At 38.1% G+C, this 19,299-nt stretch carries 17 protein-coding genes and 1 pseudogene; 16 read left to right on the top strand and 2 right to left on the bottom strand.

Translation table 11 applies throughout. The annotated features are described in order from the left end of the window. Positions 1-462 precede the first annotated feature (462 nt). From GY23_RS11355 to hflX, 4 genes are all read left to right on the top strand, one after another. Positions 463-1,146 carry a VOC family protein gene (locus tag GY23_RS11355; protein WP_075619344.1) on the top strand — a complete coding sequence of 228 codons (684 nt, stop codon included), beginning with the start codon at positions 463-465 and terminating at the stop codon, positions 1,144-1,146. Positions 1,147-1,297: 151 nt separating this feature from the next. Further along, on the top strand, positions 1,298-1,657 hold the full coding sequence (locus GY23_RS11350; RefSeq protein WP_075619343.1) for a DUF485 domain-containing protein: 360 nt from the start codon (positions 1,298-1,300) through the stop codon (positions 1,655-1,657). Then, on the top strand, positions 1,654-3,189 hold the full coding sequence (locus tag GY23_RS11345; protein ID WP_075619342.1) for a solute symporter family protein: 1,536 nt from the start codon (positions 1,654-1,656) through the stop codon (positions 3,187-3,189). Before GY23_RS11350 ends, GY23_RS11345 begins: the two co-directional genes overlap by 4 nt. Before the next feature lie 283 nt (positions 3,190-3,472). After that, complete coding sequence (gene hflX / locus GY23_RS11340; protein WP_075619341.1) at positions 3,473-4,744, top strand: GTPase HflX; 1,272 nt, start codon at positions 3,473-3,475, stop codon at positions 4,742-4,744. 122 nt (positions 4,745-4,866) lie between these two features. Here the strand turns inward: hflX and GY23_RS11335 are convergent, their stop codons facing one another. Then, positions 4,867-6,579, bottom strand: coding sequence for an ABC transporter ATP-binding protein (locus tag GY23_RS11335; RefSeq protein ID WP_075619340.1), 1,713 nt, complete (start codon positions 6,577-6,579; stop codon positions 4,867-4,869). 230 nt (positions 6,580-6,809) lie between these two features. On the opposite strand from GY23_RS11335, the gene GY23_RS11330 reads away from it, so the two are divergent. From GY23_RS11330 to GY23_RS11300, 7 genes and pseudogenes are all read left to right on the top strand, one after another. Beyond that, entirely contained in the window at positions 6,810-8,297 is a 1,488-nt protein-coding gene (locus GY23_RS11330; protein ID WP_075619339.1) for a peptide MFS transporter, read from the top strand. 357 nt (positions 8,298-8,654) lie between these two features. Continuing rightward, on the top strand, positions 8,655-9,512 hold the full coding sequence (locus tag GY23_RS11325) for a DUF6612 family protein (protein ID WP_075619338.1): 858 nt from the start codon (positions 8,655-8,657) through the stop codon (positions 9,510-9,512). A 388-nt stretch (positions 9,513-9,900) separates the two neighbouring features. Then, positions 9,901-10,851 (top strand): ABC transporter permease, encoded by a 951-nt coding sequence (locus GY23_RS11320; protein WP_075619337.1) that lies wholly within the window; start codon positions 9,901-9,903, stop codon positions 10,849-10,851. After that, complete coding sequence (locus tag GY23_RS11315; RefSeq protein ID WP_075619336.1) at positions 10,844-11,794, top strand: iron chelate uptake ABC transporter family permease subunit; 951 nt, start codon at positions 10,844-10,846, stop codon at positions 11,792-11,794. The genes GY23_RS11320 and GY23_RS11315 overlap by 8 nt, the downstream gene beginning before the upstream one ends. After that, complete coding sequence (locus GY23_RS11310; protein ID WP_075619335.1) at positions 11,791-12,567, top strand: iron ABC transporter ATP-binding protein; 777 nt, start codon at positions 11,791-11,793, stop codon at positions 12,565-12,567. Before GY23_RS11315 ends, GY23_RS11310 begins: the two co-directional genes overlap by 4 nt. A 4-nt stretch (positions 12,568-12,571) precedes the next feature. Continuing rightward, positions 12,572-13,518: pseudogene (locus tag GY23_RS11305) on the top strand (siderophore ABC transporter substrate-binding protein). A gap of 25 nt (positions 13,519-13,543) precedes the next feature. Continuing rightward, positions 13,544-13,852, top strand: coding sequence for an antibiotic biosynthesis monooxygenase family protein (locus GY23_RS11300; protein ID WP_075619334.1), 309 nt, complete (start codon positions 13,544-13,546; stop codon positions 13,850-13,852). Between the two features lie 95 nt (positions 13,853-13,947). On the opposite strand, the gene GY23_RS11295 is transcribed toward GY23_RS11300, so the two are convergent. Then, entirely contained in the window at positions 13,948-14,292 is a 345-nt protein-coding gene (locus GY23_RS11295; protein ID WP_075619333.1) for a YflT domain-containing protein, read from the bottom strand. A 155-nt stretch (positions 14,293-14,447) separates the two neighbouring features. Between GY23_RS11295 and GY23_RS11290 the strand changes: the two genes are divergently transcribed. From GY23_RS11290 to GY23_RS11270, 5 genes are all read left to right on the top strand, one after another. Next, entirely contained in the window at positions 14,448-15,068 is a 621-nt protein-coding gene (locus GY23_RS11290) for a phosphatase PAP2 family protein (protein WP_075619332.1), read from the top strand. A 56-nt stretch (positions 15,069-15,124) separates the two neighbouring features. Continuing rightward, complete coding sequence (locus GY23_RS11285) at positions 15,125-15,775, top strand: uracil-DNA glycosylase (RefSeq protein WP_075619331.1); 651 nt, start codon at positions 15,125-15,127, stop codon at positions 15,773-15,775. Continuing rightward, a complete protein-coding gene (locus GY23_RS11280; RefSeq protein WP_075619330.1) occupies positions 15,772-16,827 on the top strand; it encodes a hypothetical protein in 1,056 nt (351 codons plus the stop codon). The genes GY23_RS11285 and GY23_RS11280 overlap by 4 nt, the downstream gene beginning before the upstream one ends. A 105-nt stretch (positions 16,828-16,932) precedes the next feature. Further along, on the top strand, positions 16,933-17,742 hold the full coding sequence (gene zupT / locus GY23_RS11275; RefSeq protein ID WP_075619329.1) for a zinc transporter ZupT: 810 nt from the start codon (positions 16,933-16,935) through the stop codon (positions 17,740-17,742). 201 nt (positions 17,743-17,943) lie between these two features. Next, the gene (locus GY23_RS11270) at positions 17,944-19,161 is read left to right on the top strand and encodes an MFS transporter (RefSeq protein WP_075619328.1); all 1,218 of its coding nucleotides are present in this window, start codon (positions 17,944-17,946) and stop codon (positions 19,159-19,161) included. The last annotated feature ends 138 nt before the right edge of the window (positions 19,162-19,299 follow it).

Genomic DNA, 19,299 nt, shown 5'->3' with positions numbered 1-19,299 from the left:
ATAACAATTTATCGTAGTGCCAAAAGATAAATTACTGCGTCAAGTTAATGAGCTTGTAGAAACGGATGTAATGCAATTCAATCGATTCGTATGTATTTATTATTAAAGGGCTTTTTGAATGGTCAATATATAATATATCATTTAAATATTTCTTGGATATGATACGGAGAAAACAAAGGAGCGACGGATGCCCAAACGCTACAGGATAATCTGGAATGAGAGGGGCGTGAAGTGACGAAGTCAAATACGTACCTCCTCTATATTTTTTGAATCATCGTGTAGCATTAAGGCATCCATAGCGACCTGAGAACTTGGATGGGACAGTGATCGTTATCAGTTTCCAATCACAATAAGGGCCTGGCTTCATTTTCCAGGTTTTTCATATTGGAAATTAATCAGGTGATTAGCTAGGATAGGTAGTACCTACATAAAAGGATTAATACTTAGGAAGTAGTGGTGTTTATGATGGAATTGGATCATGTTGTGTATTTCAGTAATCAGTCTCCGGAAGAGCATGTATTGGAACATAAAGGTACTTCAATCGGTGGTAGGCATAAAAATTGGGGGACCATAAATGCTTTAACGTATACGAAAAATAGTTATATTGAATATTTATCAGTGGAAAACATTGATGTAGCAAAACAATCTAACCATCCGCTAATCAAACTTTTATTAAATGATTTGAAAGATGGGGAAGGGTGGGGAACAATTTGTGTTCGTGTCAATCAAATCCATGAAGTGAATGAAAGATTGTGTAGTGAAGGATTGGTTACATCTGGCGTAATAGATGCTGAGCGTGAAACTACCTCAGGTTTTGTTCGCAAGTGGAAAATGTTGTTCATCGAGCAAGATGTATCTGATGAATTGCCATATCCATTTTTTATCGAATGGGAAGAGCCGTTTGAAGAGCGTATGCAGAGTTTAAGAGAGGATGGGACCTTGCAAGCATATAATGAAAGTCTTCTAATTTCTCAATGTGTCATCGCTGTAAAAGATCCGACCTCCCATGTAAAAGAATGGGCAAAAATTCTAAATGTAAATTATGAAAACCATACCATTGTTTTATCTAATACTAAAATAGTTTTTCAGCATAATAAAGAGGCAAAAGATCGGCTGAAAATAGTAGATATAGTAAAATGTAACTAGAATAGTATTTTTGCACATGCCCTAAGCTGCATGTGTTTTTTTTGTTGAAACCTATAAATCTTATATTTATTTAAATAGTGTTTGACATTTTATGCTAATATTGATTTAATTTTAATAGTATTCAGAAAAATTGGACAAAGGGGTGTGTAGAATGGTTGTAATAGACAAGGAAAAATCTGATGTAAGAGAACCATCGAAATTACCTGATTTTGCATTAATTGAAAAATCCGCAAGTTTTCAAGGTCTCATGAAAAAGAAAAAGCGTTTTTTAGTACCTAGTATTCTATTGTTTTTGGGCCTATATATTTTGTTTCCTCTTATTATTTCGTATACAGATGTTTTGAACACTTCATTTATCGGGGATATTTCATGGAGTTGGGTTTACGCTCTTGGATTATTTATTATGACTTGGACTCTTGTAACCGTTTACATGAAGAAAGCTGCAGAATTTGATCGAATGGCGGAAGAAACATTAAAAGAATTTAATTATGAGGAGGGACACAATCAATGAATCCAGTTGTCATAATTTTATTCTTAATTATTGTGGGGATGACACTTGCAATCACGTACTTTGCGGCAAAGAAAACGAATACAGCGAGTGAATTTTATACAGCGGGTGGAGGTTTGAGTGGTTGGCAAAATGGTCTGGCGATTTCAGGAGACTATTTATCGGCTGCATCGTTTCTAGGGATTGCAGGTGCCATCGCTCTTTATGGTTTCGATGGGTTCCTTTTCTCTATAGGTTATCTAGTCGCGTATTTAGTAGTATTATTTATCGTAGCAGAACCACTCCGTAATTTAGGGAAATATACACTAGCAGATATGATCAATTCTCGCTTTAATGCAAAGAAAGTACGAGCTGGTGCTGCATTAAGTTCGATTACGATTGTTATATTCTATATGATTGCACAACTTGTTGGAGCCGGTGCACTTATTCAATTACTATTTGATATTCCTTATTGGGTAGCAGTACTTTTAGTCGGAATTATGATGACAATATATGTGCTATTTGGCGGTATGACTGCTACAAGTTGGGTGCAAATTATTAAAGCCGTCCTATTAATGGCTGGAACAATGATTATCTCATTTTTAGTTTTGGCAAAATTCAATTTCAACATCATGGAAATGTTTACATTCATGAAAACGGCTACCCCACACGGAGCTGATTATTTAAATCCTGGGGTCAAATATAAAGTCCCTCTTGATACGCTTTCACTTATGATCGCATTAGTACTTGGTACAGCTGGATTACCTCATATATTAATGCGTTTCTTTACTGTACGCGACGCAAAAACAGCGCGAAGTTCAGTAATGTGGGCAACTTGGATTGTAGGCATATTCTACGTCATGACGATCTTCTTAGGATTCGGTGCGGCTGCTTTTGTTGGACAAGATTTAATTGTCTCAACAAATCCAGCGGGAAATATGGCTGCTCCTCTATTAGCACAAGCGCTTGGTGGAGATCTCTTAATGTCATTCGTTTCAGCTGTTGCATTCGCTACAATTTTAGCGGTAGTTGCTGGATTAGTACTTTCAGGCGCTTCGGCATTTGCACATGACATTTATGGACAAATCATTAAAAAAGGGAAAGCTACTGAAAAACAACAAATGAATGCTGCCCGTTATGCTTCTGTTGGGGTAGCTGTATTTTCCATCATTTTGGCCCTTGGTGCACAAAGTTTAAATGTTGCTTTCCTGGTTTCTCTTGCATTTTGTATTGCCGCAAGTGCGAATTTACCGGTTATTGTTTACACAATTTTTTGGAAAAAATTCAATACGGCTGGAGCATTGTCTTCGATGATTACAGGTCTGGTTTCTGCGCTTATTTTAGTGTCCATTAGTCCAAGCGTGATGAACCCTGTTGAAGGAGCAGCTTTAATTACGGGGAATCCGATCTTCCCATTAACAAACCCGGCACTGTTATCAGTCCCACTTGGTTTCTTGGGTGGCTGGATTGGAACGATGCTTACTAAAGAAGTAAACGAAGCGAAGTTTGCGGAAGTGAAAGTAAAAGCAAATACAGGTGGCTTCAGACAATTGTAAATAGTTGTTACACAATTAGATATTATGCTACGATATACACATACTAAGGAACGGAGGTTTTCCAAATGATTGACTACAAATTCCGATGGAGCACTTTGCGATGAAATTAAATAAGGCAAAGGACTGCTACTGCAGTTAAATCGGGATAGGTCTATCCATTTTGAAAACCATAATATTTTCAAGAAAAGAGAGAGCTAGTCACTCTCTTTTTTTATCTGCTTTTAATGGTAAAAAAAGGAAATCCCGATTTTCTCTCAGTAGAATGATGAGGAGGAAATGATGAATGGAAGAATTAGTAGAACGTGCCATAGTTGTCGGCGTGAACTTAAACAAAGATACTCATTTTGAATATGGTTTAGAAGAACTACACAACTTGGCAGAAGCACTTAATGTCGTAGTAGTGGGTGAAGTTACGCAAAATTTAGATCGAGTAAATCCCGCGCATTACGTTGGAAAAGGGAAAGTTGATGAAATAAAGGCATTTTTTGAAGAAGCTGCTGCGAACCTTGTAATTTTTAATGATGAGCTGTCACCTTCTCAAATTCGTAACTTGGAAGCAGCACTAGAATGTAAAGTGATCGATCGAACGATGTTGATTTTAGATATCTTTGCTCGTCGTGCGAAATCAAGAGAAGCACAAATGCAAGTGGAATTGGCACAACTTCAATACATGTTGCCGCGATTGGTTGGTTTACGGGCATCACTAGGTCGACAAGGCGGAGGCACAGGTGGTGGATTTAAAAACCGTGGTGCTGGTGAAACAAAATTAGAGCTAGACCGTCGTAAAATTGAAGATCAAATTGCCAAACTACGTAACGACTTGGAACATGTCAAGGACCAACGAGAAACTCAGCGTAAACAACGCCGAAAAAATGAAATACCTGTTGTGTCAATCGTAGGGTACACAAATGCAGGGAAATCAACGGTTATGAATCGTCTGCTTGCTAAAACGGGACAAATCGAAGATAAGCAAGTCTTTGAGAAGGACATGCTATTTGCAACACTTGAAACATCCGTCCGTCAAATCCGATTACCAGACCAAAAAGAATTTTTACTCACTGATACCGTTGGGTTTGTCAGTAAATTACCAACCCATCTAGTAAAAGCCTTCCGCTCTACTCTTGAAGAAGCTCGTGATGCAGATCTATTGCTTCATGTAGTAGATGTTTCAAATGTTGAACACCGCTATATGATGGATGTAACGAATGAAACATTGCAAGCCGTTGGTGTTGAAAATGTTCCAACTGTGGAGGTTTTCAACAAATCTGATCTTGCAGAAGTGAAGTATCCACATGTTAATGGAGATAATATTTGGATTTCTGCAAAAGAGAGTGCTGGATTAGACGAGTTGATCGAAGTGATTAGCTCACATATTTTTGCTGACTATATTACATGTCGCTTACTCATTCCGTACGATCGTGGTGATGTAGTATCCTATTTAAATGAAAATGCATCGGTTCAAGATTCCGAGTATGAAGAAGATGGAACGATGTTGAAAGCTGAATTAAAACAAGCTGATTACGAACGCTACAGTGAGTTTGTTTTAGACAAATAAAAAATCGCATTTCCGAAGTATCGGGAATGCGATTTTTTCTAGTATCGTTATTATTTTTTACGTAACTGTTGCAACTTTTCGCTTGATGGTTCCAACTAACCAAATCCTCCTAATCCTTTAATCTATTGAAATTGAATGTTGTGAAGTCGTGCAAACAATCCATCCGCTTCCACTAAGTCTGAATACGTTCCATCCTCTGCGATTCCTTCTTTTGTTACGACAAGTACGCGGTCAGCATCACGTATCGTTGCAAGACGATGGGCAATAATAAGTGTTGTGCGATTTTCAGCCAACTCAGTTAAAGCTTGTTGAATGATTTTTTCCGTTTCTGTATCAAGTGCAGAGGTTGCTTCATCTAAAATTAATATCGGTGGGTTCTTCAAGAACATCCGAGCGATTGCAAGTCGTTGCTTTTGACCACCAGATAGTTTCAATCCTCTTTCACCGATTTGAGTTTCGTATCCTTTAGGAAGGTCAGCAATAAAATCCTGTAAGTGTGCTTTTCGAGCAGCATCCATTATTTCTTCTTCTGAAGCATCTTTTTTACCGTAAGCAATATTCTCTCGAATTGTTCCTGTAAATAGGAATACATCTTGTTGAACAATCCCGATCTGGGAACGTAATGAATGTTTTGTAATATCTCGAATATCATACCCGTCAATACTGATCGAACCATCCGTAACGTCGTAAAAGCGAGGAATCAATGAGCAAATCGTTGTCTTGCCTGCTCCAGATGGACCAACGAATGCCACAGTTTCTCCTGCTTTCACTTCAATGTTGATATCGGTAAGAACTTCCTGGTGTCCTTCATAGCTGAAATGAACATCTTTAAACGTGATATCACCCTTGAGATGGTCAACTTTTGAGGCATTTGGACGATCGATGATTTCTGGATCTTGATCAATTAATTCTAAGAAACGTTTAAAACCAGCCATTCCTTTTGGGTAAAGCTCAAGTAAAGCACTAATTTTATCCACAGGTTTAATTAGGACATTGATAAATAAAACAAAGCTGACAAGTTCTCCATATGACAACTTTCCATTAAAGGTAAACCAAGCTCCAACGACTAAAACGACCAAAGTCATAAGACGAGTCATCATGTAAATAGTGGAATGGGTTCCAGCCATTACTTTATAGGCAACGAGTTTTGCTAATCTAAATTGCCCGTTATCGGTTTTAAAGCGATTAATTTCAAACTCTTCATTCGTAAACGATTGAACAACTCGTGCGCCTGACACACTATCTTCCACACGGCCATTGACATCGGCTATTTTGACGTACATGTTTTTCCAAGCTTGATTCATTTTAATGTTACTGAATGCTACAAGTACTATAAGGAAGGGAATCATAATAATTGCAATGATGGCAAGTTCGGGATTGATATTGTACATAATTACAAATGCCCCAATGAAAGTCATTATCGCAATGAAAAAATCTTCGGGTCCATGGTGTGCGAGTTCTCCAATATCGAACAAGTCATTGGTAATTCGACTCATTACATGACCAGTTTTTGTGTTATCAAAGAATCGAAATGACTGACGTTGAACATGTGTAAACAGTTGTTCACGCATATCGGTTTCAATGTTTATGCCGAGTTTATGTCCCAAATAACTGACAATAAATTGCAAACCGGTGCTGATCACATATACGAGCAGAAGTAAAATACTAACTGTAACGATGGTACCCCACTCACCAGTAGGTAATAGTTTATCGATAAACCATTGAACGGCTAGAGGAAAGGCAAGTTCTAAGATTGAGACTACGACAGCACTCGTAAAATCGATAATAAATAATCGTCGATGAGGACGATAATACGAAAAGAATTTCTTCAGCATATGGAGTTCTCCTTGGTGTTTTGATACAGGTAATTATAACGGAATTTGAGTCTAAAAACGATTTAAAACTTCAAGAATCGAAGGATATCAAAGTATTTCAAGTTCCGAATGTTTTTTGACAATTTATTATAGACAAGTTAAAATTGAAAAGTTATTTTAATTACTGACATGAAACTACAAATTTCGACATCAGTTGAAAGTAATAAATTAAGTGGAAAGAAGGGAAAAGAATGACGACAAAACAAGATATCATCAAGTCGGTTCCTCAAAAAGGTTTCTTTGGGCATCCGAAAGGTTTACTAAGTTTATTCTTTACAGAATTCTGGGAGCGTTTCTCATATTACGGTATGCGTGCGATTCTACTCTACTATATGTACTACGAATTGAACCAAGGTGGACTTGGTTTAGACAGATCAACAGCGAACTCTATTATGGCGGTATATGGTTCACTCGTATACATGTCAGGGATTATCGGGGGATGGATTGCGGACAGACTATTTGGTACCACTAAAACGGTATTTTATGGTGGAGTAGCCATAATGATAGGACATGCCACCTTGGCTATACCAGGTGGAATGACTACGCTATTCGTGTCCATGGCCTTTATTATTATTGGTACAGGCTTACTGAAACCAAACATTTCAAGTATTGTTGGTGATCTGTACGCTGAAAACGATGTTCGTCGTGATTCAGGGTTCAGTATCTTCTATATGGGAATCAATGCGGGGGCATTCATTGCACCTTTTATTGTAGGTACGGTAGGTCTTGATTACAATTTCCATGCAGGTTTTGGACTCGCAGCAATCGGTATGTTCTTTGGTCTTGTAGTATTTATGGTAACTAAAAAGAAATACCTTGGATTAGCAGGATCTTTTGCACCGAATCCTTTGGCAAAAGATGAACGTGTGAAAGTGTTTTCTCGAATTGCAATTGGAATAGTCGCAATCTTGGTAATTGGTTATATTTTAATCACTAACGGTATCATGACAATTGACGTCTTTACGATGATTGTATCAATTCTAGGTATCGTGATTCCAACCATTTACTTTATCGTGTTATATCGCAGTGCTAAAACAAATGCAGATGAAAAATCTCGTGTACTTGCTTATATTCCGTTATTCGTTGCAGCTATGATGTTCTGGGCGATTCAAGAACAAGGGGCAATCATTTTAGCACAATATGCAGACGAACGAACGAATCTAATGGTTGGCTCATTTGAGATCAATCCAGCATGGTTCCAGTCATTAAATCCACTATTCATTATTGCCCTTGCACCAATTTTTGCTTGGCTGTGGGTGAAGTTAGGGGAAAGACAACCATCAACTCCTAAAAAGTTTGCTCTTGGTTTGTTCTTTGCCAGTATGTCATTCTTAGTCATGATTATTCCAGCTTATATGAACGGTACAGATACGCTCGTTAGTCCATATTGGTTAGTACTAAGTTTCTTCTTGGTTGTTCTTGGGGAGTTACTACTTTCACCAGTAGGGCTATCGGCTACAACTAAATTAGCTCCTGCAGCATTTGCTGCACAGACCATGAGTTTATGGTTCTTGACAAGTGCTTCTGCACAAGCAATTAACGCACAGGTAGTAAAATTATATACACCTGAAAATGAAATTGCTTATTTCGGAGTCATCGGTGCTGTTGCCTTAATTATCGGTTTCTTGCTGTATTTCTTTTCACCAAAAATCGAGGAATTTATGCGCGGCATAAAATAATAGTGATAAAGTAAGCCTTCCGCTATGAGGCCACTGAAAAAGTTCACTATTATAGAACGGACTAAGTATTCTCTATAATAACGCATCGGCGCATTGTGGATGCCTCCCGCTAGAAGCTTGTCAGAAAATCACTGTCAGTCTTTTAACTTCGGCTACCACTTGAAAAGCGACTGCGCTGGTTCAGTCTAGGCTACAGTACAGTGTATACGAATAACTAACGATACTTTCCTTGATTTATCGAGGGAAGTATCGTTTTTTTGTTCTATCAAAAATAGAGTAAATATTTCCAATTGAAACTTTTTACGCGTACACTCGTATTACGTATTGAATTCAAAAAATAGTATAGGTGGGGATAGTATGAAAAAGTGGATGACAATCATGGCTGCTAGTTTGTTAACTTTTAGTTTAGCTGCATGTAATTCAACGGCAACTCCTACTTCTGAAACAGCCGAAGAAAACACAAGTAAATTAACACTTGAGCAAGTATTTGAAAAGTCTCTTTCACAGTCTGAAACAATTGAAAGTTTAAGTGCTACACTAGAAATGTCACAGTTAATAGAAATGCCTTCTCAAGCTGTGTCTATGAATACAACATCTGACTTGACAATGGATATGGTGGTTGAGCCCCTCAGTATTTATCAAAAAGGAACGACAACAATGGCAGTACCTGGCGATGCTTCTACAACGGAGCCACAAGACATTGAAATCGAAAGTTATATGACAGAAGATGGATTCTTTATGTACGAAAACATGACGAAGCAATGGATGAAGCTACCACCAGAAATGTATAATCAAATGATGGCGATGTCTGAGAGCCAAGCTGATCCTGCTCAGCAATTAAAAGACTTACAACCTTTCATGAAAGACTTTACTTTTGAACAAACGGACACTGAATATGTGTTGAAATTAGCTGCATCAGGGGAACAATTCAATGAATTAATTCAAAAACAACTCACGGAAATGATGCCTGAAGCAATGGTTGAGGAAGAAGAATTGTTAAAAGGTTTATCCATCGAAAAAGTAAATTATGAAATTTTTATCGACAAGGAAACGTTTAATACAACGGCATTGAACATGATTATGGATATGACGATGGCGGTTGAAGGCGAAGAGATGAAATTGTCTCAAGATTTAAAGTCTATCTTTAGTAATTACAATAAAGTTGAACCCATAAAAGTTCCTCAAGAAGTTCTCGATAGTGCACAAGAAATGTAAAAGACAGCCTTCTAAAGAAATTCTTTAGAGGGCTGTTTTTTTGATAAGTAAGTGGAATCTTCTTCATTTTACGACAATTTCGTGAAGAGTTGTGACAATCTCGAGAAAGATCCTACCAATATCAACAAAAGTAACAATGAAATCAAGAAAACACGCAACCATATCACGAAAAGGGAAAAACAACTCCATTACTGCTGTCCTTACGTTAGGACAGCACAATTTAATCTAATTGAAAATCATATTCATTTAACTATTGACCTGATAAGTACAAATGGTATACTTAGTTTTGTTAGTAATTGATAATGATTTTCATTACCAATTACTTCCTTGAAAGATGAGCGTTTTCACTTTCAAGATTAGCTATGTTTTTTAGAATTGAGGAATTGTGATGAAGATAAGAATATTAATAATAGGGTTAGTCGTGTTATCGATTTGCTCATTGTTTGTTGGGGTTAGTTCCATCACTCCAATGGATTTAATCGATTATCAATCAGAAGAAACACAAATCTTTCTGATTAGCCGTCTACCACGTTTAGTTGCCATCATACTGGCAGGTGCAGGAATGAGCATTGCGGGTTTAATCATGCAGAGTCTCAGTCGAAATAAGTTTGTTTCGCCGACAACTGCAGGGACACTCGATGCTACTCGATTAGGAATCCTTGTATCGATGCTTCTTTTTGCAAATGCATCGATGCTTGAAAAAATGACTGTAGCATTTGTATTTGCGCTTGCCGGCACGCTGTTGTTTATGCAAATACTAAATCGTATCAAGTTCAAGGATGCTATATTCATCCCACTGGTTGGTTTGATGTTCGGCAATATTCTTTCTTCCATCACAACATTTTTTGCTTATAAAGCAGACGTTATTCAAAACATGTCTGCTTGGCTACAGGGTGACTTTTCGATGATGATGAAAGGGCGCTATGAGCTGTTATACATAAGTATCCCGGTTCTGATCATTGCTTATTTATTTGCAAATCGATTTACGGTTGCTGGAATGGGTGAAGACTTCTCGAAGAATTTAGGTATACATTATAGACGAATTGTCAATTTCGGACTGATTCTAGTAGCGCTAATCACGGTGACGGTGGTTTTGACCGTTGGTATGATTCCATTTTTAGGGTTGATCATTCCGAATATCGTCTCCATTTTTAAAGGGGATCATTTAGAGAAGACGTTACCGCACACCGCACTTCTCGGTGCTATTTTCTTGTTATTGTGTGACATGTTAGGTCGGGTTCTCATCTACCCTTATGAAATCCCTATTAGTTTAATGGTGGGCGTGATAGGTAGCGGGATATTCCTATACCTCTTGTTCAGAAGGAGGGCCTATGCGTAATTCAACCAAATTAATTATTCTATTGGGCTTGTCCTTTCTATTCACAGGATTATATTTATTCCAAGATTTAAATGGGAGTTACGACTATGCACTTCCACGTCGTGGAATCAAAGTACTTGCTATGGTCATCACCGGCTGTGCAATCGCATATGCAACGGTCATTTTCCAGACAATTACGCACAACCGAATATTAACCCCAAGTATCATGGGGTTGGATGCTTTGTATTTGCTGTTGCAAACTGTGCTCATTTTCTTTTTGGGATCTGATCACATCACCATCATGAACAAACAAGTTAACTTTGTTTTATCAGTTGCAGCCATGATTATTTTTGCGTTGCTGTTATATAGATTTTTATTCAACAAAGGAAGTCAGCCGATTTACTTCTTATTACTGATTGGTATTATTGTCGGCACATTCTTCACAAGTATTTCGACGTTCCTACAAGTTCTCATCGATCCAAATGAGTTTTCGATGGTTCAAGATCGGATGTTCGCAAGCTTTAATAATGTAAGTACAGATTTAGTGTGGATAGCCTTGATTTTAACTACTATCGTCATCCTTATTGGATGGAGATCCACTCATTTTTTAGATGTACTTTCTTTGGGCCGCGACCAAGCGATTAATCTAGGCGTACCCTATGAATCAGTTGTAAAAAAAATGTTGGTGATTTCAGCGGTACTAATCGCTATTTCCACTGCACTGGTAGGACCAATTACGTTCTTCGGGTTAATCGTAGCGAATCTGTCTTATCAATTTTTCAAGAGTTTCAGACACTCGATCCTCATTACGGGTGCGATGCTCATGAGTATCGTTGCGTTAATTGGAGGTCAATGGGTAGTTGAAAGGATTTTCACTTTCTCTACAACGCTTAGCGTTATCATCAACTTTATCGGCGGCGTGTATTTCATCTACTTACTATTAAAGGAGAGTAAATCATCATGATCCAAGTACGGGGATTATCCAAACTTTATGGAAAGAAAGTCGTCGTCGATCAAGTGTCTATTGATATTGTTCCGGGTACCATTACTTCGTTTATCGGACCGAATGGAGCAGGGAAGTCTACTCTTTTATCAATGGTTAGTCGATTGATGGATGCAGACACGGGAGAAGTTTTACTCGACAAAAAGAATATTAAAAAGATTAAATCTGGGGAACTTTCTAAAAAAGTATCGATTTTAAAACAATCGAATCAGATGAACGTCCGTTTGACAGTAAAAGAGCTTGTTGGGTTTGGTCGTTTTCCATATTCAAAAGGGCGATTAAATGACCAAGATCATGCTAAAGTCGATGAAGCATTGACTTATATGGATTTGCACGATTTAGAAGATCGCTACTTGGATGAATTATCAGGTGGGCAACGCCAACGTGCATTTATAGCGATGGTCATTGCTCAAGATACGGATACAATCTTGCTCGATGAGCCTCTGAATAACTTAGATATGAAACATTCCGTCCAAATCATGAAGATTTTGCGACGCCTGGTCGATGAACTTGGGAAAACAGTAGTGATTGTTTTACATGATATTAATTTTGCTTCAGTCTATTCAGATCGGATTGTCGCGTTAAAAGACGGTAAAGTGATAAAAGATGGTCTTACAAACGATATTATTCAATCAACTGCTTTAAAGGAAATTTACGATATGGACATTCATGTTCAACAACTAAACAATTGCCGGATTTGTGTATATTTCAATTCCGCATTACAAGGAGAATGACAAAATGAAAAAGTGGTCACTATTAATCTTTGCAACACTTCTTATGGTCGTATTAGCAGCTTGTGGAGAGACAAAAGAAGGTTCAAGTGAGAAAGATTCGTCAGAAGGCAGCAAACAAGAAACAGTTACAATCAAGCATGAACTTGGTGAGGCAACTGTACCAGTAAACCCTAAAAACGTCGTTGTTTTTGACTTCGGTATATTGGATACATTGGATGAGTTAGGCATTGAGGTTGCAGGAGTTCCCCAAGTATCAGTTCCTGACTACTTGGAGAAATATGCTGGTTCTGACTACACAAACGTAGGAAGTTTGAAAGAGGCAGATTTTGAAGCGATCCATGCAATGAAGCCTGAAGTGATTTTCATTTCTGCACGTCAAGCTGACATGTACGAAGAGTATGCAAAAATTGCACCAACCGTATATGTGCCAATTGATTATACAAATTACATGGATTCATTTACGAAAAACATGGAAATGATTGCTTCTATTTTTGGTAAAGAAGAAGAAATGAAAGTGGAATTAGAAGAAGTAAATGCGTCAATTGAGTCTATCCAAGAAAAACAAAAGCTATGGATGAAAAAGCATTAATCGTTTTGAGCAATGAAGGGAAAGTCAGTGCATATGGTCCGAGTTCAAGATTCGGTATCCTGCATGATGTGTTCGGTTTTGCAGCAGCGGATGAAGGAATTGAACAATCAACACATGGTCAGAATATTACATTTGAATATATTTTGGAGACCAACCCAGATATCTTATTCGTTATCGACCGTGATGCAGCGGTGAATAGTACTGAAGGTGCCAAAGGAACGATTGAGAATGAACTGGTTGAAAAAACCAATGCATTTAAGAATGACAAAATTTATTACTTGAATCCGGATCAGTGGTACTTATCAGGTGGAGGATTACAATCTGTTAAACTAATGGTAAAAGATGCAGAGGCAGCATTGTAAGGTTGCTTACTTAGGGGGGGTCTTTATGTTTTATCAAGTGAAAAGAATGGTAGTAACTGAAGGTTCCAGCGAAAAAGTGTTATCACGTTTCCAAAGAGAAGGTCTTATTGAAAAGCAACCAGGCTTCATCAATCTTCAAGTACTCCAAAAGAAAGTTCGTCGTGGGGATGAAGAAGTGCTGATCATGGTGAACTGGGAGAGCGAAGAGGCTTGGAAGAATTGGGAAAAGAGTCCTGAGCATATTGCAGGACATAAAGCCAATGCTGGTAAACCTAAACCTGATCATGTGATTGAATCTAGTCAAAACGTCTATGAATTAAAAATAAGCAAATGAAAGAAAGCAGGGAATGCCAAGTATGGTTTCCCTGCTTTTTTTAATGCGTATTTCAAGAGATTACACAAAAACTGAGCGCAATTTTAAAACAACCATTAAAGAGTCAAGCCTGCTGGTTTGTTCTTTACGACCACAATTACTTTATGCTCATCCAATTGCTGTTCCAAGTCCACGGCTTCAGAAAGACTAAATCCTATATGTTCCAACTTGGCACGCAATTCTTCTCCTTTGGTTTTGAAAGCGTTGGCAATTGCTGTTCCAAGTCCTTCCTCCGCAACTCCGATTGTATTGGCACTTGCCATCTCAGCAAGTTTTTCTGTTCGATAATTCTCATGGGTTATGACATAAATATCATCATCTTGAATGCCATGTGATTTTATTTCCTGTATCCCTCGTATGGCCTCATCATCAGTTATAAACTCTTTGTAGTAGACACTCATACGTATAATTCCTCCTTCAAAACGTTTGTATCTGACTCCTATGTACATTACCACTGCCATTTTAGACTAAACGTTTATCATATCTATTGAATCTTAAGTCATAGTGTGTATTGTATGATTGAACTAAACTAATACTAAAAAGGAGTGTGATTCCTGTGAGAAAATGGTTCTATCCTCTGGCGTTCGTGACGTTAATCGCTTTTGCTATATTATTTCTTAATTTGACGAATGAGAAAATGATTGAATTTGATGCAAACATCGCAGATTTATTGGCTGGTAATGAATTTCTGCAAGTTTTTCGTATTTTTGGTGAACAGATCGTTATCATTATTGCTGCACTTATTTTAATATTGTTTTTAGGATTTAATAAACGAAATTATCGAGGCATGTTAGTCGTTCTTTTTTCTGTCGGTGGCGGTAATTTATTGAACAAATTGTTAAAAGTATGGGTGCAACGTGAAAGACCGGACTTTCCAAATCAGGTGGATAGCTTTAGTTTTCCTTCGGGAAATGCGATGGTAGGATTACTTTACTTATTTACAATTGCCTACTTCCTAACTGAAAGTGTATCATCGAAAATGACTCGATATATCATATGGCTTGGGGCGATTGTTCTTACAATTTTAGTGGGTCTATCCAGAGTCGCGGCAACTGCACACTATGCCTCAGACGTTTTAGCAGGTTGGATGATAGGGTATTCATTCTTTATCATTGTGACAATCTGGTATGAGTGGAGAAACGGCCAGATGAACAAACGTGTAACACAATCTGAATGAACCGAGTCTTACGCCTTTCTTGGTGTGGGGCTCTTTTTGAAAAGGGAGAATGGTATATGTTTACGATCCCCGACAATTTAGTCGAATTGGGCATGCAAAGGATTGAAGGTCATGCTGTGCAAGGCTTTGTGCGTAGTTATGGAAATCCATCTCCTACGCTGCTATTGATTGGAGAAGCACCTGGTGAAAATGAAATTGAAACAGGGATTCCTTTTATTGGGCGAGCAGGAACCGAGCTTATGAAGTCATTAGATAGTATAGGCTTAACGCGTGAAGACGTATTCATCACAAGTAGTGTGCGAAGTCGTCCCTACAAATGGGGGACAAAGAAAGCAGAGGATGGATCGATTGTAAAAAGAATGTACAACCGAGCACCCAAACCAGCTGAGATTCTTGCACATGCTCCTCTTCTGGATTATGAAATTGAACATCTCAAACCGAAATTAATCGTGACACTCGGCAATATTGGTCTACAACGTTTGTTAGGGAAATCAGCAAAAGTCACTGAATTGCACGGGCAAAAGGTTTGCCAACCCATTCAGTATTTAGAAAAATTAGAGGATCTTCACTATAGTGAAACGTCAGAATCTTTTGTTATTGTCCCGACGTTTCATCCTGCTTCAGTATTCTATCGCCCTTCATTAAGAGAAATGGTACTACAAGATTGGAAAAAAATCGGACAGTATGTAAAGGAGTCATCAACATGACATATGAGCAAGCACTGGAACATGCAAAACTGACGGAATCAGTAATATCGGATTTAGGTGAAGGAGCTTGGCATCAAGCGTGGAAGCTAACGAGTACTCGACATGAACCACTTGTTTTACGTATTCCTAAAAAATTCGCCTATAAAAAAGAAGTTACATACAATGAAAATGCCTTGAGAGCGGAGTATGGTGGAACGGAAATTTACTACAAATATGTGAATCAAGTTTCTCCTGGAGCAGCACCTTCTACTTTCTATTATCATGTATCACAAGATTTGACGTATACAATTGAGTCATACGCTGGAAATCATGTGGACTTACATCAATTAAGTGAAGAAACGGCACGCGAGCTTGGTAAGGAAATCGGGCAATTGTACCGGAACCTGGAGCGTGTGGATCACGGTTTAAAAGGAGTCGGATATCTTGCGTGGAATGAAAAGCAAGGTTTGCATGGTCAATTTTCAAGTGACTATCGTGCATTTATCAAAGAAGAATGCAATGAGGTATTGGATGATTATGAAGAGTTGTCAAACAAGAGACCAATTTTTGACAAACCAGGATTAAAAGATGCCTTAATACGTATTTGTGAAATGCGTTTTAATGAAATCAGTCATCCTGTCTTAACGAATCAAGATGCTTCACCCGAAAATTGGCTACTCAATAATGGGGAAATTCGTCTTATTGATCCACTTCCTATTGTGTATTTCGGGGAAGTAATGGCAGGTAACTTTTTGAATTTGTATGAGACTTTGTTTGTAGAACTTGCCCATACAGAACGCTATGGAAAACATCGATTCCAGGATTGTCAGGAAACTTTGAAATGTATTGCAGATGGCTTTGTACACGGCTATTGTGATCATAATCATCATGTGAATCGTGTCGTAAGAGGAGAGCAAGTGTTGCAAGTTCTGGATACGGCTGTTCGTCACCTTCGTATGATTGAATCAGAAATAACTGAAGAACAAGTCATACGTTTTGGATCAAAAGGGGATATGGAGAAACGTTTAACTGTATTTGCGATGAAAATAGACGAATTAATCAAATTGCTTTAGTTTTTCGTTTACACAAAAAGTATTACTTCATCAAAAAGAGTTGCATCAAGGAAACTTTTAGAATACAATCAATTTAATAGACTGATATAGAAAGAAGGTGAGAAAATGAGTGGAGATGTTCTGTTTGCACTAGCTTTAACGTTATTTGCGGGTCTAGCAACGGGTATCGGAAGTTTACTGGCTTTTGTGACGAAAAGAACAAATACGAAATTTTTGTCTTTAGCATTAGGGTTCTCAGCAGGTGTAATGATTTATGTATCACTGGTTGAAATCTTTGTGAAAGCAAAAGATGCTTTAGTGAATGAGTTAGGTGCCTCACAAGGATATTGGTTTACAGTTATTGGTTTTTTTAGTGGAATCATAGTGATTGCATTAATCGATAAATTATTGCCGAAATCAACGAACCCACATGAAGTTAAAGGTGTAGAAGAAATGGATATTGAGCCTTCCAATGCTGAGTATACAAAATTGATGAGAATGGGAATATTTACGGCATTAGCGATAGGGATTCATAACTTTCCAGAAGGGATTGCGACGTTTATATCTGCTTTGCAAGATCCGAATTTGGGAATTGCCATAGCCGTTGCTGTTGCCATCCACAATATTCCAGAAGGTATTGCAGTAGCGATTCCCATTTATTATGCAACTGGGAATCGAAAAAAAGCTTTTAAATGGTCATTCCTATCTGGTCTTGCCGAACCTGTAGGTGCTCTTGTGGCATTCTTGATTTTAATGCCTTTCTTAAATGACATTATGTTTGGAATGATATTTGCAGCTGTAGCGGGAATAATGGTGTTTATTTCTTTAGATGAGTTACTACCTGCGGCACAGAAGTATGATGAAGCCCATCTTTCCATCTACGGGGTTGTTGGAGGAATGGCGGTAATGGCGTTAAGTTTATTATTGATTGCGTAAAATCAAGACACGTTGTCTAGTCTTTCTAGATAATGTGTTTTTTTATATATAGAGATGTTAAAACTGTTGTTCATCGTACAATTGCGCTAGGAGCATAAGCTCACAAGTATTTTCGTTTTTGTGGTTGTAAGTTAATCGCCCTATCAGTATACTTAAGTGTAAAGAGATAAATATACATCTGTAAAGACAAGGGGTAAAAAAATGACAACTATAATTTCAAAAGAGAAAAAGCCACTTTCAAGAAATAAACTGTTGGGAATTGCCGGATTTGGGTGGATGTTTGATGCAATGGACGTTGGAATATTGTCATTTGTCATTGCCGCGTTAGCGGTTGAGTGGAACTTATCTCCGGGACAAATGGGGTGGATCGGGAGTGTAAACTCCATTGGTATGGCAGTTGGTGCTTTTGTTTTTGGTATTTTTGCCGATCGAATTGGCCGCAAACAGGTGTTCATCTTGACCCTTCTGTTTTTCTCTGTAGCAAGTGGTCTGTCTGCTTTGACGACAACTCTTGCAGCATTTCTCGTTTTTAGATTTTTTGTAGGGATGGGATTAGGTGGAGAACTTCCAGTAGCCTCGACACTTGTATCTGAGAGTGTAGAAGCGAAAGAGCGTGGTCGTGTTGTTGTATTACTCGAGAGTTTTTGGGCAGCAGGTTGGTTAGTAGCGGCTTTAATTTCGTATTTCATCATTCCGAATTTCGGATGGAGAGTGGCATTGGTCATTACTGCATTACCAGCGTTCTATGCCATTTACTTGCGTATAAACTTACCAGATTCACCACAGTTTACTGCAAATCGTGTGAACAATCGATCTTACAGTCAAAACATTAAAGAAGTGTGGTCAAAAGCTTATGCGAAATCTACATTAATGTTATGGATCTTATGGTTTACCGTCGTCTTCTCTTATTATGGCATGTTCCTCTGGTTGCCGAGTGTGATGATTGGAAAGGGATTCGATATGATCACGAGCTTCAAGTATGTACTCATCATGACAATTGCCCAGTTACCTGGTTATTTCTCTGCAGCTTGGTTAATTGAAAAAGCGGGTCGTAAATTTGTGTTAGTTGTATATTTACTTGGGACGGCAGCAAGTGCTTATGTCTTCGGTTATGCTGACACCAGCGTCATGTTACTAACTTCGGGTGCCTTCCTATCGTTCTTTAACCTAGGTGCATGGGGAGCGTTATACGCTTATACACCTGAACAATACCCGACGGTGATTCGAGCAACTGGAGCAGGAATGGCTGCTGCTATTGGACGAATTGGTGGGATTCTGGGACCTCTTTTAGTGGGGACGCTTGTTACCAAGGGCTATGATATTGGCTGGATTTTCAGCATTTTCTGTATCGCCATTGTGATTGGGGTATTATCGGTTATTTTTCTTGGTAAAGAAACGAAACAAACTGAATTGGAATAATGAAAAGGCTGCTAATGTAGCCTTTTTGTTTTGAGACAAATAGGGTAAACAAATAATGGAAGAATTTTTAGTAGACTGAATATTTGAGGTATTATTGAAAACTTTCTAGCCGTAGGCATGAATAGTTGATAAAATGAA

It is taken from the genome of Paenisporosarcina indica (genome assembly GCF_001939075.1).
Taxonomy (GTDB): domain Bacteria; phylum Bacillota; class Bacilli; order Bacillales_A; family Planococcaceae; genus Paenisporosarcina; species Paenisporosarcina indica.
This window is presented reverse-complemented; position numbering and strand designations above follow the sequence as displayed.

Bases quoted from the DNA above. Each gene is read 5' to 3' on its own strand.
- GY23_RS11355 (WP_075619344.1), top strand. From the start codon at position 463: ATGATGGAATTGGATCATGTTGTGTATTTCAGTAATCAGTCTCCGGAA.
- GY23_RS11350 (WP_075619343.1), top strand. From the start codon at position 1,298: ATGGTTGTAATAGACAAGGAAAAATCTGATGTAAGAGAACCATCGAAA.
- GY23_RS11345 (WP_075619342.1), top strand. From the start codon at position 1,654: ATGAATCCAGTTGTCATAATTTTATTCTTAATTATTGTGGGGATGACA.
- hflX (WP_075619341.1), top strand. From the start codon at position 3,473: ATGGAAGAATTAGTAGAACGTGCCATAGTTGTCGGCGTGAACTTAAAC.
- GY23_RS11335 (WP_075619340.1), bottom strand. From the start codon at position 6,579: ATGCTGAAGAAATTCTTTTCGTATTATCGTCCTCATCGACGATTATTT.
- GY23_RS11330 (WP_075619339.1), top strand. From the start codon at position 6,810: ATGACGACAAAACAAGATATCATCAAGTCGGTTCCTCAAAAAGGTTTC.
- GY23_RS11325 (WP_075619338.1), top strand. From the start codon at position 8,655: ATGAAAAAGTGGATGACAATCATGGCTGCTAGTTTGTTAACTTTTAGT.
- GY23_RS11320 (WP_075619337.1), top strand. From the start codon at position 9,901: ATGAAGATAAGAATATTAATAATAGGGTTAGTCGTGTTATCGATTTGC.
- GY23_RS11315 (WP_075619336.1), top strand. From the start codon at position 10,844: ATGCGTAATTCAACCAAATTAATTATTCTATTGGGCTTGTCCTTTCTA.
- GY23_RS11310 (WP_075619335.1), top strand. From the start codon at position 11,791: ATGATCCAAGTACGGGGATTATCCAAACTTTATGGAAAGAAAGTCGTC.
- GY23_RS11300 (WP_075619334.1), top strand. From the start codon at position 13,544: ATGTTTTATCAAGTGAAAAGAATGGTAGTAACTGAAGGTTCCAGCGAA.
- GY23_RS11295 (WP_075619333.1), bottom strand. From the start codon at position 14,292: ATGAGTGTCTACTACAAAGAGTTTATAACTGATGATGAGGCCATACGA.
- GY23_RS11285 (WP_075619331.1), top strand. From the start codon at position 15,125: ATGTTTACGATCCCCGACAATTTAGTCGAATTGGGCATGCAAAGGATT.
- GY23_RS11280 (WP_075619330.1), top strand. From the start codon at position 15,772: ATGACATATGAGCAAGCACTGGAACATGCAAAACTGACGGAATCAGTA.
- zupT (WP_075619329.1), top strand. From the start codon at position 16,933: ATGAGTGGAGATGTTCTGTTTGCACTAGCTTTAACGTTATTTGCGGGT.
- GY23_RS11270 (WP_075619328.1), top strand. From the start codon at position 17,944: ATGACAACTATAATTTCAAAAGAGAAAAAGCCACTTTCAAGAAATAAA.